Raw genomic sequence first — 15,911 nt, 5'->3', positions numbered from 1 at the left:
TAACAATTAACAATGACAAAATAGGCTAGACCACTTAGAAATTAGTATAACTCTCTCTTGTAGAATGTGTAATTTTCATTCTCATATTTGGCATAGATGTGTTGCACACCATTACTTAAAATAATTTCGGGGGATTTTATAATGCTATTATATCTCGCGATTTGTTCAAAAGTAGCTTCGGTAAGAGGAACGGAAGGAGCTTTGCACTCTATTAAAATTTTAGGCTTTGTCTTTTCTGTAACTAGTAAATCTAGGCGTTTTGTTGTTCCGTTAAGCTCTAGTTTTTGTTCTGTGATAAGGGCGGAAAGATGATAACCTTTAGTCTTGTGAAAATAATGTATCCAGTGTTGTCTCACCCATTCTTCAGGTGTAAGCACCAACCACGATTTTCTTGGTAAATCGTAAATAAAAAATGTATCTTTGTCTTTCTTAAACTGGAAATCAAAAGTTTCCTTAAAATCAAGTTTTGGAAGTTGCATTTTTATGAAAGAGTTAGAAATAATCCTCAAAAATATTAAAAATAAAGAACTTCTCCCTATTTATTTTTTTCATGGGGAAGAGCCTTATTATATAGATGTAGCGCTAAAACATTTCGAAAATGAAGTCCTTACGGAAGATGAAAAAGCGTTTAATCAAACCGTAGTTTATGGTAAGGATACTACCTATTCGGAAGTGTTGGCGTTAGCAAGGCAGTTCCCAATGATGGGCGATAAACAGCTTATCGTACTCAAAGAAGCCCAAGATATTAGACTTACAGAAAAAGAGACAGAAGCTCTAGAAGCCTATGTTAATAATCCTGTGCCGTCTACCATTTTGGTAATCGCTCACAAGCATAAAAAAGTAGATTCTAGAAAAAAGTTTGCTAAAACTTTGGCTAAGAATAAAATGCTTTTCCTTAGCGAACCTGTCAAAGATTGGAATTTACCTCAATTTATACAAGATGAAATTTCTAGAGCAGGGCTGAAAGCAGAACCTAATATCCCTACAATTTTAGCTGAATATCTAGGAAACGACCTTTCTAGGATAGCTAATGAAATCAATAAACTTAAACTGATTTTAAAGGAAGGAGAGGTGCTTAACAGTCTTCTTGTAGAGAAACATATTGGGATTAGTAAAGATTATAATGTATTTGAACTACAAAAGGCATTAGGAACAAAGAATGAAGAACAAGCGATGAAAATAGCTTATTACATCGGTAAAAATCCAAAATCTAATCCGTTTGTGATGATGTTGGGTAGTTTGTATAATTATTTTTCTAATCTTATTGTTTTTCATAGCCTTAAAGGTATGTCGCCACAGAGTATTGCTGCAGAGATGGGTGTTAATCCTTATTTTATTAAAGATTACGAAACATCGGCGAGGCTTTATCCGCTAAAACACGCCACTAGAATTATATCTATTCTTAGAGAATTTGATATGAAAAGTAAAGGTCTAGGGGCAGTAAATATGACAGATGCTGAGCTTCTGAAAGAAATGGTTTATAAAATTTTGAATGTAGATAAAACAAAAGTTAAAGTATAATTAAAAACTGAAAAATAAAGATTCTAATTATGAAAAAAAATATCATTGTGGCTTGTTTGGGCTTAATGCTTTTAGCCTCTTGTAATAAAGATAAAGAGATATTAAATACACTCAATGAATATAATCTTTCTATGGAAGAAAAAGGGTATCATTTTGGTGATGCTATCAAACTTCCAGAAGAGGTTACTAAAAATGCTGAGACGATAAGTATTAGTTTTGGAGATAAAGAAATATCAGACCTTAAGATTACTCCTGAAGTATTTAGTTTAGGCGATAACGAGGTGTCTTTTATCATTAAAACTAAAAATGGAGAAACATTAACTCAAGACGCAACTATCTATGTTTTTGCTAAAAATCCAGAACAAAATTTAAGTTACACTATTGTGAACGAATATCCACATAGCACCGAAAACTTTGTGCAAGGATTTCAGTTAGAGGGTAATACTATTTACGAAAGTGATGGGCAACACGGTAGCTCCAGAATCCTAAAGTATAACTTAGGAAGTATAACGCCTTTGGCTGTAACGCCACAGTCTAACGATATTTTTTCGGAGGGTTCTACTATTGTGGGCGATAAAGTCTATCAACTCACTTGGCAAAACAAAAAAGGATTTATTTATGATAAGGCTAGTTTAAAACTTTTATCAGAGTTCCCTTATCCTGGGGCGATAGGCGAGGGGTGGGGACTTACCTATGACGGTAAAAACCTTATTTTATCAGATGGAACAAAAAATCTCTATTTCTTAAACCCTAATAATCCGTCTGAAATTACCAAACAGATTGCCGTAGCAGGAAATACTCAAGCTTATGACCGACTTAATGAGCTAGAATATCATCAAGGATTTATTTACGCTAATGTATGGCAACAACCGTATATATTGAAAATCAATCCAAATACAGGAGAGGTTGTAGGGAAATTTGATTTTTCAGAAATAGCTAAAAAACACACCTCGGGAGAAGATGATGTCTTAAATGGAATTGCCTTCAAAGGTGAAAATATGCTAGTTACAGGGAAAAATTGGGATAAAATCTACGAGGTTAAGATTAAATAATTTAGTGAAGTGCGAACCCTCGTCTTCGTTATAAGTTTTTGGTTTGCAAACCTTTCTGCACAGGTTATTGTACCTATAGATGAAAGGGTACTGAAGTCTGTGCAAGATATTTTTATAGACGATTATGAAAATATCTACCTATACCAAAATAACGATTTTAGCTTTACCAAATATAACATACAAGGGCAAAAACAAGGACGAATGATGATGGTATTTCCGTTTAAGGTTCAATCGGTGCAAAATCCTCTTAATATCGTTTTGTTTTCAGAAAATCAGCAGGAAATAAAAATGCTAGACCAAAATCTTAACGAAATTCAAAGTCTTAAGCCCAGTCAAAGTCCCAGCTATATCAGCCATTTATATATGGAAAATCTACAATTTATGTGGCTGCTTAATCCTATGTCTAAGACCTTGTTACAGTATCATTTCAGAGAAAATAGATTACTTAATTCTTTTGTTTTAGATATAGATTTTAATGATATTAAAGATTTCATCGTAGATAATGGTTTCTTATATTATTTGCAAAATGACTATTTAATAAAAATATCCTTAATCTCAAAAAAGGTTCAAAAAATGGAAGTGCCATTTGCTAGGAAGTTAAGGAGAGAAGGAAACTCTATTTTTGTGATTACCAATACTTCTGTAATTGAGTTGAAAGAAGATAAATTAAAAACTGTTTTTTCTGAACCTAAAGCTCAAATTGTGGAAAAAAATAGCAATGGATATTTGGCTTTGATAGGGGACAAACTTTATCTTTACGAACTTTTTTAAATCAATAATTTTTTTTCAAAAAACAAATCCATGCATATAGCAGTAACAGGAAATATAGGTGCAGGTAAAACTACACTTACCAAGATGTTAGCAAAACATTACGGCTGGGAGGCTCAGTTTGAAGATGTAGATGATAACCCTTATTTAGACGACTTCTATCACGATATGTCTAAATGGTCTTTTGCCTTACAAATATATTTTCTAGGAAGTAGATTTCGTCAGGTTAAAGAGATTAGAGAGAGTGGTAAAAACATTATTCAAGATAGAACCATCTACGAAGACGCTCATATCTTTGCTGAAAATCTAAACGAAATGCAACTCTTAAGTGATAGAGATTATAAAAACTACACATCGCTTTTTGAGTTGATGAAAACTTTTGTTTCTGCACCAGATTTACTGATTTATTTAAGAGCCTCTGTACCCAAATTGGTAGGACAAATTGCCAAAAGAGGGAGAGATTATGAAGCAGAAATAAGTATAGACTATCTTTCTAAACTTAATAATAAATATGAAAGTTGGATACAAAATTATAAAGAAGGTAAACTTTTAATCATAGAGGTTGATGATTTAGACTTCGTAGAAAGACCAGAAGATTTTGGTTCTATATTAGAAAGGATAGATGGTCAGCTCAATGGTTTATTCTAAATTAAAAAGCACTAAAGGGAATCTCTTTGGTGCTTTTTTTGATAGAAAGTTATACTCTTGTAAACTATTATTATGTACTATTTTAATATTAAATTCAAAAATTTAGTTAAGCTTTTAATATTAACGATTTTTATATTACAGTCTTGTGATAGTAAAGTTGAGACTAAGGAACGAAAATCTTTAAAGGTTTACCATAGCTCTTCACCTAAGTCTAATGAATATATTGAGCCTGAAAAAATTTCTTTAGGAGAAGACTTTGAAGATATAAATGCTTATGCAAAAAATATATATGAGAAAAATGGAATTATCTATATTGACCTTGATTTTGTAGAAGTAAAGTATAGAAATATAGATGAAAAGTTTATTGTTAATAAAAGCTCTAAAATAAGAACTTATATCATTGATGCTCATACTTTGGTTATCTCAAATGACTGTGAGAAGTTAGTACCATTAGATATACTTAAATACAAAGAGTCTTTGCTGAAAGATAAAACAACTGTTACTATTGGTGAGTCAAAAAATGGACGAATGGTAAGTGTTAATTTTGGTTGTTATGGATAATAAGTTAGACTGTTAAAATGCGTTACTTTACTGAGAGTGAGAAATAAATATCTAATCTTAACTAACAACATTGATACTTCATAGTACGACTCTATGTAATTCTTTGAGTGATTAAAATTGTTGTTTGAAGAGTCAAGCAAATGTTTTTTAATAAAACAAAGTTGTTATGAGACATTTTTTCACTCAATAATTTTAAGACTCAAGTTTATATTTCCTTCCAAAAGTTTATAGCTTTTGTTTTCCATTTGTTCAATATATTTTTTACATCCCATTTCTGAAGAAATAGCTCTTGAAAATTTTTGATTACTTATTACAATCCTGTAATTATTATTGCTATCAAAATCATAGGTTCCGTTATATTGAAATATTGGCAATAGAACATTTTTAGTTTCTCCTTTCATAATTATTTGAAAATCTTTTTCACATTCACTATATTCTCTTTCAGCAGGATAACTACTTGAATAATATGATTTTTGAGGAAGGTATTTTTCATTTTTTAAAATCAATGCTCTGCCCCAAAATGAATTCACAGATGTATCAATAAAATAATTAAAATTTGAATTGTTTTTAATTGTAAAAAGATAATAAGTTCCAAGAGAATACTTTACATATTCAAAAGGAAAGATTATATTAACTTCTTTATTGTCATTCACAATAGTTTGTGATTGAAACTTAGATGTAGAATAAATTACAAAAACAATTGATAAAAATAATTTAATTTTTGACCATTTAACATTATTCCGTAAAGTGAATAAATGAGTTTTACTTTTCAATTTAACATCTTTTTTCTGTTTTTTACAAATATTATGTCAGCTGTAGTCGTTTTAATCTTTGAAGTTGCTTCCACTCACATAAAGACCAAAATTTATTGAAAGTCCTAGCTCATTCATTCTTCTTATATCTTCTGTATCAATATTATACTCACCAAGCATTCCGTTTCCGTTATGAATATCCATCTCAACCTGTATATAACAATCAGCTTTTTTAACAAGTTCTTTGATTCCATTCTTATCTTGTTCTAAAAAGTCAAGCAATTTTTTTAGCTTATCTTCAAATTCATCGGGTTCTGGATTAGGTAAAAAAGTAAGATTACTAAATGTATATCTTAACTTTCCTCTTTCTTTTAAGTCCCCGTTGTTCCAAAATTCGGTTGGTGTTAACTGTGTAATTGCTTTTAAGTCGTCAGCTGATAATGTCTCTGATGTTACTCTAAAACAAACATAATAGAACGATTCTGTACCAACATTTATAACCTCATTTATATTTGTGTCAATATATACCGAAAAATAAAATCTCTCGCCAAGCACAGGTAAGTAAGCGATAATTAGTCCATCTTTTCTATCACGGTCAATACGGTCAATCCTAAGATTATTATCAACATAAATTGGACTATGAATTTCAAGATACTGCTCCGTTACCGCAAGTGTTTTATTCTTGAATTCTTTTTCTATAATTTCTATTGCGTGTTGGTCGGTCATACTATTATTACAGCAAATGCTTTTTCAATGCTACTAAATTAAACAAAATTGTGGAAGCGAAAAGTTTTTGTGGCAAAATATTACAACCGTTTCAACCTTGTCTTCAACACGCTCGTAGAAATACCCTGTTGTCTACAGTATCTTTATTTCTTTTTTTCGATTTTTAATTTCAGAATTAGGTTATAAATATTTAATATAATTAATAAAAATATTGTTGTAATCCAAATCCAAAATGCGACATCTAATGAGATAATTTTTCCATTTTGACCACTTTCAGATACAAGAATTTCATTCCATTTTGTAAAGCTAATTGCAATTACGAAAGAAATTATACTCAGTATGATTCCAATTTTCGGATTTTTTTTTGAAAAAAGCAATGAACAAAAGGCAATGGGATTTGCTGTCCAAATCAAAAATTCTAATATTCCGCCTCCCAAAAAAGATAATAATCCAAAAAAGAACAAATCTATACCCATGAAGTTCTTAATCTCATCATAATCCTTTACAATAATTGCATTGAAGAATAGAGATATAATGAAACTAATAAATACTAAAATTTGATACTTATATTCAATAATTTTTCTTTGAATTTTCACTTTGAATTATTTAGCATTATGGTTTGGTGATATTGTAGATAACGGCTGAGTATTTGCGATGAAATGTTACCGATTTTTCTGTCATTCCCTGAACTCTGCCTCTTGCAAATTACTATGTTGTAGGCAGTGCTTTTTATTGCCCTTTCCAATTAATTTGATTTTGAATTTCTTCAAATGTAAAATTTCCAAATTTTATAATTTCGCCCTTTTTATTAATGTATCCGTGTCTTTGACATTCTATTGAATAGTGTTGGCAATCACTTTCTTTAGGATGTTCAACCCAAGGTTTTTTAACACATTTCTCAGCAATTATTGCTTTTCCTTTATTGAATGAAGATACCATTTCAAATTGCGGGGGAATAATAATTTTCCCTTTTTTATTTGCAAATCCAATCTTTCCGTTAGAATTCACTATTCTAATCCTATTTTCAATTATATCGTCTGGACTTGGGGTTCCAAATTCAGTATTGTATACTTTAAACAGTTTGTTTTCATTTATATCAATCGCTGTCCAACCATCCTCACCTGTAATGGAAAATATTGAAAAGTATCCCATTGTTTCGGGTCTATAGTTTAATCCATAAGAATCATCAAGTTTCTTAATTACATTTCTGTTTTTATCAGCAATGTAACTAGTTTTATAATCTTCATCTAAGTAGATAACCTGAAATTTTTTCTGTGATTTACAGGAAAACAAAAATATTAAGGATATAAAAAAAGTCAGTGTCTTCATCTGATAGCGGTATTTTTGGATAGTGTTGCTAAACTAAGAAAAAAAGTAATACGGAAAAGCAGAAGTGACTAAATATTACCAAACTTCAATCCTACACCTACCCCGCCTTTCGCAAATACTATGATGTAGCGAAATCCGCTTCGCTCCTTTCGCTACATCGGCTCGGCGGCTTACACCGCCTGATGAGCTCGTCGCTTCGCGAACTTCGCACATCAAGCGGTTTTGCAAAATTCCCTCTCGGAAGCAGAGCTTCCAGAGGAAACTTCGCAAAGCCGCCGAGCCGTTGTGTGCAGTTTTTATATTAGTTCTTCAATATAGATAATTGTCTTTTTATCAACTAAAATTTGGATACTATAAATAATTCCATCAACTGTTTTTGAAAATGTGAGATTGTCTTGAATTTTTTTCCATTCTCTAGAAGTTTCAAGACTTTGCAAAATCTTCAGACAGTCCTCTTCATTTGTTATAAACTCGTAATACAAGACGTAGTCAGGACCTGCATCTTCAAATCTATCCTGAATTACTTTGACAGAATCTGGAAACTTAATTCCTGTATTCTTTTCAAATCTAATATTGCTTTTTGTTCGATAATTACATGAATTTAAAAAAAATGAAAATCCAAAAATCAAGAGAAATATTTTTGTTCTCATAAATTATATTTTTTAATTTATATAAACTAGATTTGTCTTTCTGGTACTATATTTTTCAGAAAATTGCACAGAAACGGTCAAGTATTTGCGAAGGGCGGAACTGAAATGAACCTTAAGTTCAATTCAGTCCAACAGAAGCAGATGCTTTTTCAATGAAACTAAATTAATCTAAATAGCTGTCTTATAAAGTTATTATTTCATTTTTAATTTGTTTTTTAAATTGTTTCCACAGAATTGAAGAAAAGACAATCATTATGATGTTTAATGATACATGATACTTCTTATAATTCCAAAATATTATAATACCCAATAAAGTTCCATATAGAAATGAAAATAAGCAAATAATTATTATTCCTTTTTTAGTAATCTTTAGATTTCCTATCCTTACGCTATTCATATTTTTATGTAATTTAGTTTTAACATCACAGGTAACAACTATATCTACGCAGAATTTCTACTCGCATTAATGTTTCCAAATAGAGATCTTACCACCATATTTTCATAAACCTCGGAAAGGGGACTTCTGTCTTGTACTTTTTTTAGAGCATATTGTTGTATGGTGAGTAGAGGCAGAACCATTTCTTCTCTTATTTGTATAGAGGCTTTACCAGCTGGGTGGTCTTCCATGAGGCTTTTAAACTCGGTAAGTTTTAGGAGCATTTCTTTAGAAAGTTGATATTCTTGATAAATTTCTTGCCAAAAAGCACCAAATTCCACATCGTCTTTCATATACTCTGTGAGTTTAAAGAAAGATTTGGTAAGACTCATCATACTATTTTCTAGTAAAGTTCTGAAAAATAGAGATTTTTTGTATAGTGCCTTTAGTTTTTCAAAGTTTCCATTAGCATCATAATGAGCTAAAGCTGTGCCCACACCATAAAAACCAGGTACATTTTGTTTTAGTTGGCTCCAACTACCCACAAACGGAATGGCTCTTAAATCGCTAAAGTTGAGCGTATCCGAATTACCTCTCTTAGAAGGTCTGCTGCCTATATTGGCTTTAGCATAATACTTTAGCGTACTCATCTTTTCGAGGTACGGAATAAACTTAGGATGATTTTTAAACTCCGTATATTTTTGATAGCTAATGTCTGCTAAATCTTGTAAAATTTCTTTCTCTTCGGACGAAATATTAGCTTGTTCGCTAGTGAAAATTTTATTATTAACACCAGCACTAATAAGCTGTTCTAAGTTGTACTGAGAAGAGTCTAAAGTCCCAAAGTTAGAGCTAATGGTTTGTCCTTGTATTGTAATCTGTATAGCATCAGATTCTATATCTTTACCAAAAGAAGCATAGAACTGGTGAGATTTGCCACCACCTCTAGCTGGAGGTCCACCACGCCCATCAAAAAACAGAACTTCTATACCGTGTTCTCTAGAGATTTTGGTAAGTCTTTCTTTAGCGGTATAGATGCTCCAATTGGCTTTTAGATAGCCACCGTCTTTAGTTCCGTCAGAAAAACCGAGCATAATGGTTTGTTGATAGCCTCTAGATTTAAGATGTTCTCTGTAATCTTTATTTTGGTAAAGCGTTGTCATTACCTCTTCGGCATTGTCCAAATCATCTATAGTCTCAAAAAGTGGTACAATATCTACGGTAGGGTTTTGCCAACCACAAAGCTTCAGTAAGGTATATACCTCTAGTACATTAGCTGCGTTTTGATTATTACTAATGATGTATCTGTTGCAACCTTTTTCTCCATTTTCTTTTTGGATAGCCATCATCATTAGGATAGAACCTAAGGTATCTTTAGTAATTTCTTGGTTAAATGAGGTTAAGTCTAAGACGCCATTTGCCTGTGATAGGGCTTGGATTTGTTCTTCGTAGGAAAGACTTGAATAGTTCTCAGGAATAATTTTTCCAGAGGTCGATTTTGCAATATCTTCTATCACACTTCGGTGGATTCTAGAATCTTGTCTAATGTCTAGGCTTGCAAAATAGAATCCAAAAATATCAATTTTATAGAGTAAAGCATCTAATTCATCTACAAATAGAGATTGATGTTCTGAGATTAAAATGGCTCTTATTTCCTCTAAAGTTTGCCTAAATTCTTGAAGCGTTAGAGTGTTTTCTTCTTCTAAAAACGCTGCTTTATAGAGTTGCTCTTCTAGGTTTTTCACCAAATGTTCCACTCCTTTAAAAGTGAGTCTTCTTTTTAGAATTCTGACGTCTTTATAGTAATTTTTAAGAATACTTTTTTTGAGTCTTTCCGCTACTTTTAGAGTGGTTTCTGGTTTTACGAAAGGGTTGCCATCTCTATCGCCTCCAGGCCAAAAACCTAGCTCTACCACGGAGTTTTTAAGAGCTTCATCTTTTAAAATATGTTTTTTAAGATAGCTGTAAATATTCCCCATAGAATGATAGAACACATTTTCTAAATACCAAATAAGTCCAATAGCTTCATCTAGCGGACTTGGTTTTTCCTTTTTATAAAAAGGTGTTTTCCCTAGTTGTGCTAGAAGTTTTTTGATGGTGGTTAAATCATTATCTTTAATCGCTTGGGTTAAATCGTTAATGATAACCAATACAGAGTCTGGATAGAATTGAGTTGGGTGAGCCGTAAGTACAGGTCTTACTTTAAGTTTTTGTAGAGTAGCTTTAAGTTCAGTCACTTTGTTACGAGCTTCGGCTTTCTCTTTCATATTTCGAATACTGCCCAGTCCGTCCATATTATTTACTGTGGAGAAAGCGGCATCTTCTATGGCATCAAACAAAACTACTTGCCTTTCAATATATTGTATAAACCTAAACAGAAGGTCGTTAGTTTCTTTTTCGGAGGATTGTGGAGCGTATTTTTTGAAAAACTCTTCTACGATTTCGGTAGGTGTTTTATTATCTTGATAGCCTTTTTTACATTCTTCGCCAAACAGAGGCAAAAATCTCCCCACATTAGACACACCACTGAAAGGTAATGTCATAAAAATACTGTTGTAAATCTGATATTTAGATAACACACTTTCTTCAAAACGCTCTAGTTTTGTTTTTCTATCCTCCATAATATATATTTGTTTTAGTCTAAAACTATTTCTGGGATTTCTCCTTCTATAATGAGTTTCCCAGCTGTTGCCTTTTTAATATCGTCTAGGCTTACATTGGGAGCTTTTTCTAATAATTTAAAGCCTCCTTCGGGCACTATTTCGTAAACGCCAAGCTCTGTAACTATTTTTTTGATACATTTAACTCCTGTAAGAGGTAAGCTACAGTTTTGGAGAAGCTTAGATTCACCATGTTTATTCACTTGCTGCATTGCTACAATAATATTCTTTGCGGAAGCAACTAAATCCATTGCACCTCCCATACCTTTTACCATTTTACCTGGTATTTTCCAGTTAGCGATGTCTCCATTTTCGGAAACTTCCATCGCTCCCAGTATGGTTAAATCTACTTTTTGAGCTCTAATCATACCGAAACTCATTGCTGAATCAAAAACTACTGAACCAGGTAAAGTAGTGATGGTTTGCTTACCTGCGTTTATTAAATCCGCATCTTCTTTACCTTCTTCTGGAAAAGGTCCCATTCCGAGTAACCCATTTTCGGATTGCAATACAACATTTATGCCCTTTGGAATGTAGTTGGCAACTAGGGTAGGGATACCTATGCCTAGGTTAACATAGGAATTGTTTTTTATTTCTTTAGCAATTCTTTGTGCTATTTGTTCTTTTGTTAAAGCCATAATTGAGTTTAGTCTTGATTGGATTTTCTTACGGTTCTTTGCTCTATTCTCTTCTCGTAGTTTTCTCCTTGGAAAATACGGTGTACATAAATTCCGGGAGTATGTATTTGGTCAGGGTCTAATGTTCCTGCAGGTACAAGCTCTTCTACCTCTGCAATAGTAATTTTACCTGCCATTGCCATTGGTGGATTAAAGTTTCTGGCTGTGGAACGATAGATTAAATTCCCGGCTGTGTCGCCTTTCCAAGCTTTAACGATGGCAAAATCAGCATCAAAAGCATATTCTAAAAGATAATCTTTACCATTAAAGTTTCTGACCTCCTTACCCTCAGCAACTTCTGTCCCTACGCCAGCAGGTGTGAAAAAAGCAGGCATACCATACCCCGCAGCCAAACATCTAGTTGCTAGAGTTCCTTGTGGGATAAGCTCTACTTCTAACTCTCCGCTCAGTAGTTGTCTTTCAAATTCGGCATTTTCTCCCACATAGGACGAAATCATTTTTTTAATTTGCTTTTTTTGAAGTAGAAGTCCTAGCCCAAAATCATCAACACCTGCATTATTAGAAATACAAGTAAGGTTTTTTACATTTTTTCTTACCAGCTCGGCAATGCTATTCTCCGGGATTCCACATAGCCCAAATCCACCAAGCATAATGGTCATTCCGTCTTTGATGCCTTCACAGGCTTCTTGCACATTTTTAACAGTTTTATCTATCATTGTTCAGATTTAATTCTATTGGTTTATTAAACTTTTATACCTTTTTTCATACTTATTAAAGCCCACAAAGTAGTAGTACAGGCTAAGAATAGCCGAAGCCACCAACCAAATAATCCCATTTTTTCCTAAAAAGGCTTTAAAATCATCAGGTTGAGTAATGAAATAATTGATAGGAGCAGCAATAAGTATAAACATAAAAGCGATTACTACGCCTTGTCTTACCGAAAATTTGAGTCTACTTTGTCGTAAGTTTTGCCATAAAGTGATGAATCGTTTGTCTTTTTCGTTCATAGTTTCAATTTCGTTTTTATAGTTAATTTTTATGAGAAAGCATTAATACCCGTGATATCCATACCTGTTATTAAAAGATGAATATCGTGAGTGCCTTCGTAAGTAATTACAGATTCTAGATTGGCAGCGTGTCGCATCATAGGGAAGTCTCCCATAATCCCCATAGCACCTAGTATTTGTCTGCTTTCCCTAGCAATGTCTAATGCCATTTTTACATTATTTCTTTTAGCCATAGAAATTTGTGCTGGAGTAGCTTTGTTTTCATTTTTAAGCAGACCTAAACGCCATGAAAGAAGTTGAGCTTTAGTAATTTCTGTGAGAAACTCGGCTAATTTCTTTTGTTGAAGCTGAAAGCTACCAATAGGTTTACCAAATTGGGTACGCTCTTTAGCGTATTGTACTGCGGTGCAATAGCAATCTATAGCAGCACCTATAACACCCCAAGAAATCCCATATCTAGCAGAGTTAAGACAGGACAATGGACCTTTAATTCCTTTTACATTCGGTAGGAGATTTTCTTTAGGGATTTTTACATTTTGGAACACCAATTCTCCCGTTCTAGATGCTCTTAGGCTCCATTTATTGAGTGTTTCTGGAGTAGTGAAACCTTCCATTCCTCTTTCTATGATTATCCCTCTAATGGTATTGGTTTCATCTTTAGCCCAAACAATAGCGATGTCGCAAGTAGGAGCATTGGTAATCCACATTTTAGCTCCATTAAGCAGAAAATAATCGCCCATATCTTTAATGTGAGTTTCCATATCAGACGGATTAGAGCCGTGGTTGGGTTCGGTAAGTCCGAAAGCTCCTGTAATTTCACCCGCTCCGAGTAAAGGTAGGAATTTTCTTTTTTGTTCTTCTGTTCCAAATTCAAAAATGGGATACATTACTAAAGATGATTGTACCGAAGCCGCAGAACGCACTGCAGAATCTCCTCTTTCTAATTCTTGCATAATGATGCCGTAGGAAATTTGGTCTAGCCCAGCACCGCCATACTCTTTTGGGATATAGGCTCCTAGAGCTCCTATTTTGCCCAATTGTTGCATTAGGTTGGGGATTTCTTTGTGTGTTTGTACGGCGTTATCTATCTGAGGAATTACAGAACTTTGCACCCATTGTCTCACAGAATCTCTAACCAATTTATGCTCTTCGGTAAGAAGGCTATCTAGCATATAATAGTCTGGGATACTACTAAGTGGATAATAACTCATACTAATGTGATAAGGTTGATTTAAACGCTACTAATATAGTTAAAATTATTATATTTGAATAAAATAAATTTGGTTATGGTAAAAATATTTGAATCAGGATTTCTATACGAAGTAGAGATTATGAAGTCTAAACTTTCGTCTGAAGGTATAGAAAGCTATATCAAAAATGAGTATGTTAATAATGTAGCTGTAATGCCTGTAAACCAAAACTATATCCTTGTAGTAGATGAAAGTATGGCTGACCGAGCAAGAGAAATTTTGGATAGGGTAGAAGAATAAGGTTAGGAGCTGGTTGATTGAAAATCAAATTAATTAGTTTTGGAGGGATATGTTTTATTGGAAGTAATTAGATATGATTGATTGGTTTTATAGAAATAAAAATAAGATTGAGAATTACGCTCTAAGTTTGACATTGGAGTTTGGTAAAAATTGGGGTGGAGATATTTCAGAAAAACTACAATCTAGATTTCCTAATTTGACAAAAAAAGAGATTGAATACTATAAACAATTGGCTAAAAATGTTGAAACAGATTGTTGGAATTGTATTGATGATGAATACTCTGAAATTGACTCTAAGCAATTAAGCGAATTTCTTACGACTAAAGTTTTTCTAAAATATACTTGGATAAATAAAAGGAATAAAGTCAATATAAACTCTAAATTTCAGTATTATTTTTGGAGGGAAGGTCGTCTAAAATAAAAATTTTAAAACATTGTATTTGAACTAAATAAAATCAGATATGCAGTGGAATAGCTCTTTATATCAAACGAAAGTTGGGGAACACCGTGAGAAAAATGTGATATGGATTTCTTTTCCGTATCAGAAGGAGCTTATAGACCTTCTTAAAGAACATACCACTGCCCGTTGGTCGGCTAGTCAAAAAAGTTGGTATGTACCTAACAATAGACATTATAGAACCCTTTTTAGTATTACAGAAGAGCCATTGGTTGGCAAAATGGTATTTTCAAAAATAAAAGCGGTTAATCGCCCTGCTTTTGAGCGTTTTCAGGAGCATTTAAAACTAAAAGGATACAGTCGAAATACGCTTAGAACTTATGCCGTAGAGTTTGCCCAACTGCTTTATGTTCTAAAAGATTTTCCAGTAGATGAATTGTCCGAAGAACGCTTAAGGTCTTATTTTCTTTATTGTTTTGAGAATTTAAAACTTTCGGAGGCGGAAATAAACAGCCGTATCAATGCGATTAAATTTTACTTTGAGCAAGTCTTACATCGCAAAAAAATGTTTTTTGATATTCCTCGTCCTAAAACAAAAAAACAACTACCAAAGAGTTTAAATAAAAAACAAATTTTAAAAATATTTGAAGTAACCACCAACCTCAAACATAGATGTATGTTACAGCTTTGTTATGGTATGGGGTTGAGAGTGAGTGAGATTGTTAATTTAAAACTAGAGGATATATGTAGCGAAACTATGCGTGTGCGGATTGAGAATGCTAAAGGTAAAAAAGACCGTATGGTGCCTTTACCTGAAAGTGTTTTGCCTGAACTTAGAGCCTACTATCGAGAATATAAACCTAAAAAGTATCTATTTGAAGGACAATATGGCGGTATGTATTCGGTAAGGTCGGTTCAGTCGGTTTTTAAGACTGCGATGAGAAAGGCAGGTATAAATAAGACAGTAGGCATACACGGTTTAAGGCATAGCTATGCTACTCATCTTTTGGAAATGGGGACAGATATAAGATATATACAAGAGTTTTTGGGACATAATAATATCAAGACTACTCAAATCTATACGCAGGTTACTTCTGAACATCAGCGGACAATAAAAAGCCCATTGGATAGTTTAAAGTAATGATTATTGTTTCTTAGTAGTATCTCACAAAGTGTGTAAAGTTTAAACTATCGAGGGTTGCAACCCTCGATAGTTTTTTTATTAACTTTAAATTTTTATACACGATGAACAAAGCAGATTTTTTAAACGACGATTTTTTTAAACAATTCCAAAGCGGTGAAGAACTTACCGATTTTTTGAAGTCCATTCAAAAGC

Annotated in this window: 19 protein-coding genes; 8 read left to right on the top strand and 11 right to left on the bottom strand. The window is 32.9% G+C overall.

Annotated elements, in window-relative coordinates; all coding sequences use genetic code 11:
• Window positions 1-41: 41 nt before the first annotated feature.
• A complete protein-coding gene (locus GXW81_RS05320; RefSeq protein ID WP_161531498.1) occupies window positions 42-479 on the bottom strand; it encodes a type I restriction enzyme HsdR N-terminal domain-containing protein in 438 nt (145 codons plus the stop codon).
• Window positions 480-483: 4 nt separating this feature from the next.
• Here GXW81_RS05320 and holA point away from each other — a divergent pair, with 4 nt between their 5' ends.
• The 5 genes from holA (at window position 484) to GXW81_RS05295 (ending at window position 4,550) form a co-directional block, all read left to right on the top strand.
• The gene (gene holA, locus GXW81_RS05315) at window positions 484-1,521 is read left to right on the top strand and encodes a DNA polymerase III subunit delta (RefSeq protein WP_161531497.1); all 1,038 of its coding nucleotides are present in this window, start codon (window positions 484-486) and stop codon (window positions 1,519-1,521) included.
• 29 nt (window positions 1,522-1,550) lie between these two features.
• Window positions 1,551-2,573 carry a glutaminyl-peptide cyclotransferase gene (locus GXW81_RS05310; RefSeq protein WP_161531496.1) on the top strand — a complete coding sequence of 341 codons (1,023 nt, stop codon included), beginning with the start codon at window positions 1,551-1,553 and terminating at the stop codon, window positions 2,571-2,573.
• A 9-nt stretch (window positions 2,574-2,582) separates the two neighbouring features.
• Window positions 2,583-3,344 carry a hypothetical protein gene (locus tag GXW81_RS05305; protein ID WP_161531495.1) on the top strand — a complete coding sequence of 254 codons (762 nt, stop codon included), beginning with the start codon at window positions 2,583-2,585 and terminating at the stop codon, window positions 3,342-3,344.
• A 30-nt stretch (window positions 3,345-3,374) separates the two neighbouring features.
• Window positions 3,375-3,989, top strand: coding sequence for a deoxynucleoside kinase (locus tag GXW81_RS05300; protein WP_004919090.1), 615 nt, complete (start codon window positions 3,375-3,377; stop codon window positions 3,987-3,989).
• A gap of 72 nt (window positions 3,990-4,061) precedes the next feature.
• The gene (locus GXW81_RS05295) at window positions 4,062-4,550 is read left to right on the top strand and encodes a hypothetical protein (RefSeq protein ID WP_161531494.1); all 489 of its coding nucleotides are present in this window, start codon (window positions 4,062-4,064) and stop codon (window positions 4,548-4,550) included.
• A 179-nt stretch (window positions 4,551-4,729) separates the two neighbouring features.
• On the opposite strand, the gene GXW81_RS05290 is transcribed toward GXW81_RS05295, so the two are convergent.
• From GXW81_RS05290 to GXW81_RS05245, 10 genes are all read right to left on the bottom strand, one after another.
• The gene (locus GXW81_RS05290; protein WP_260393554.1) at window positions 4,730-5,323 is read right to left on the bottom strand and encodes a hypothetical protein; all 594 of its coding nucleotides are present in this window, start codon (window positions 5,321-5,323) and stop codon (window positions 4,730-4,732) included.
• A 51-nt stretch (window positions 5,324-5,374) separates the two neighbouring features.
• On the bottom strand, window positions 5,375-6,028 hold the full coding sequence (locus tag GXW81_RS05285) for a DUF4279 domain-containing protein (RefSeq protein ID WP_161531493.1): 654 nt from the start codon (window positions 6,026-6,028) through the stop codon (window positions 5,375-5,377).
• A gap of 143 nt (window positions 6,029-6,171) precedes the next feature.
• Window positions 6,172-6,624 carry a hypothetical protein gene (locus tag GXW81_RS05280; protein ID WP_161531492.1) on the bottom strand — a complete coding sequence of 151 codons (453 nt, stop codon included), beginning with the start codon at window positions 6,622-6,624 and terminating at the stop codon, window positions 6,172-6,174.
• A gap of 133 nt (window positions 6,625-6,757) precedes the next feature.
• A complete protein-coding gene (locus tag GXW81_RS05275) occupies window positions 6,758-7,357 on the bottom strand; it encodes a WG repeat-containing protein (RefSeq protein WP_161531491.1) in 600 nt (199 codons plus the stop codon).
• Between the two features lie 296 nt (window positions 7,358-7,653).
• The gene (locus GXW81_RS05270; RefSeq protein ID WP_161531490.1) at window positions 7,654-8,007 is read right to left on the bottom strand and encodes a hypothetical protein; all 354 of its coding nucleotides are present in this window, start codon (window positions 8,005-8,007) and stop codon (window positions 7,654-7,656) included.
• A 441-nt stretch (window positions 8,008-8,448) separates the two neighbouring features.
• Window positions 8,449-11,004, bottom strand: coding sequence for a phosphoenolpyruvate carboxylase (locus GXW81_RS05265; RefSeq protein WP_161531489.1), 2,556 nt, complete (start codon window positions 11,002-11,004; stop codon window positions 8,449-8,451).
• A 14-nt stretch (window positions 11,005-11,018) separates the two neighbouring features.
• On the bottom strand, window positions 11,019-11,681 hold the full coding sequence (locus tag GXW81_RS05260; protein ID WP_161531488.1) for a 3-oxoacid CoA-transferase subunit B: 663 nt from the start codon (window positions 11,679-11,681) through the stop codon (window positions 11,019-11,021).
• An 8-nt stretch (window positions 11,682-11,689) separates the two neighbouring features.
• Complete coding sequence (locus tag GXW81_RS05255; protein ID WP_161531487.1) at window positions 11,690-12,397, bottom strand: CoA transferase subunit A; 708 nt, start codon at window positions 12,395-12,397, stop codon at window positions 11,690-11,692.
• Window positions 12,398-12,412: 15 nt separating this feature from the next.
• The gene (locus GXW81_RS05250; RefSeq protein WP_161531486.1) at window positions 12,413-12,688 is read right to left on the bottom strand and encodes a hypothetical protein; all 276 of its coding nucleotides are present in this window, start codon (window positions 12,686-12,688) and stop codon (window positions 12,413-12,415) included.
• A gap of 29 nt (window positions 12,689-12,717) precedes the next feature.
• Window positions 12,718-13,899: an acyl-CoA dehydrogenase family protein gene (locus GXW81_RS05245; RefSeq protein WP_161531485.1), complete on the bottom strand. Its 1,182-nt coding sequence runs from the start codon at window positions 13,897-13,899 to the stop codon at window positions 12,718-12,720.
• Window positions 13,900-13,974: 75 nt separating this feature from the next.
• On the opposite strand from GXW81_RS05245, the gene GXW81_RS05240 reads away from it, so the two are divergent.
• The 3 genes from GXW81_RS05240 to GXW81_RS05230 all read left to right on the top strand — a co-directional run bounded on the left by GXW81_RS05240 (window position 13,975) and on the right by GXW81_RS05230 (window position 15,716).
• Window positions 13,975-14,178: a putative signal transducing protein gene (locus GXW81_RS05240; RefSeq protein WP_014938619.1), complete on the top strand. Its 204-nt coding sequence runs from the start codon at window positions 13,975-13,977 to the stop codon at window positions 14,176-14,178.
• A 73-nt stretch (window positions 14,179-14,251) separates the two neighbouring features.
• Window positions 14,252-14,599 (top strand): hypothetical protein, encoded by a 348-nt coding sequence (locus tag GXW81_RS05235; RefSeq protein WP_161531484.1) that lies wholly within the window; start codon window positions 14,252-14,254, stop codon window positions 14,597-14,599.
• Window positions 14,600-14,639: 40 nt separating this feature from the next.
• Window positions 14,640-15,716: a tyrosine-type recombinase/integrase gene (locus tag GXW81_RS05230; RefSeq protein ID WP_161531483.1), complete on the top strand. Its 1,077-nt coding sequence runs from the start codon at window positions 14,640-14,642 to the stop codon at window positions 15,714-15,716.
• The last annotated feature ends 195 nt before the right edge of the window (window positions 15,717-15,911 follow it).

Source organism: Riemerella anatipestifer (assembly GCF_009932355.1).
In the GTDB taxonomy this organism is placed as follows: domain Bacteria; phylum Bacteroidota; class Bacteroidia; order Flavobacteriales; family Weeksellaceae; genus Riemerella; species Riemerella anatipestifer_E.
Note: the sequence above shows the minus strand (reverse complement) of the source record. Positions and strands in the feature narration are given on the sequence as shown.

Coding starts and splice junctions, on each gene's coding strand:
- GXW81_RS05270 (WP_161531490.1), bottom strand. CDS start 8,007: ATGAGAACAAAAATATTTCTCTTGATTTTTGGATTTTCATTTTTTTTA.
- GXW81_RS05285 (WP_161531493.1), bottom strand. CDS start 6,028: ATGACCGACCAACACGCAATAGAAATTATAGAAAAAGAATTCAAGAAT.
- holA (WP_161531497.1), top strand. CDS start 484: ATGAAAGAGTTAGAAATAATCCTCAAAAATATTAAAAATAAAGAACTT.
- GXW81_RS05240 (WP_014938619.1), top strand. CDS start 13,975: ATGGTAAAAATATTTGAATCAGGATTTCTATACGAAGTAGAGATTATG.
- GXW81_RS05255 (WP_161531487.1), bottom strand. CDS start 12,397: ATGATAGATAAAACTGTTAAAAATGTGCAAGAAGCCTGTGAAGGCATC.
- GXW81_RS05265 (WP_161531489.1), bottom strand. CDS start 11,004: ATGGAGGATAGAAAAACAAAACTAGAGCGTTTTGAAGAAAGTGTGTTA.
- GXW81_RS05320 (WP_161531498.1), bottom strand. CDS start 479: ATGCAACTTCCAAAACTTGATTTTAAGGAAACTTTTGATTTCCAGTTT.
- GXW81_RS05235 (WP_161531484.1), top strand. CDS start 14,252: ATGATTGATTGGTTTTATAGAAATAAAAATAAGATTGAGAATTACGCT.
- GXW81_RS05310 (WP_161531496.1), top strand. CDS start 1,551: ATGAAAAAAAATATCATTGTGGCTTGTTTGGGCTTAATGCTTTTAGCC.
- GXW81_RS05260 (WP_161531488.1), bottom strand. CDS start 11,681: ATGGCTTTAACAAAAGAACAAATAGCACAAAGAATTGCTAAAGAAATA.
- GXW81_RS05275 (WP_161531491.1), bottom strand. CDS start 7,357: ATGAAGACACTGACTTTTTTTATATCCTTAATATTTTTGTTTTCCTGT.
- GXW81_RS05300 (WP_004919090.1), top strand. CDS start 3,375: ATGCATATAGCAGTAACAGGAAATATAGGTGCAGGTAAAACTACACTT.
- GXW81_RS05250 (WP_161531486.1), bottom strand. CDS start 12,688: ATGAACGAAAAAGACAAACGATTCATCACTTTATGGCAAAACTTACGA.
- GXW81_RS05245 (WP_161531485.1), bottom strand. CDS start 13,899: ATGAGTTATTATCCACTTAGTAGTATCCCAGACTATTATATGCTAGAT.
- GXW81_RS05230 (WP_161531483.1), top strand. CDS start 14,640: ATGCAGTGGAATAGCTCTTTATATCAAACGAAAGTTGGGGAACACCGT.
- GXW81_RS05295 (WP_161531494.1), top strand. CDS start 4,062: ATGTACTATTTTAATATTAAATTCAAAAATTTAGTTAAGCTTTTAATA.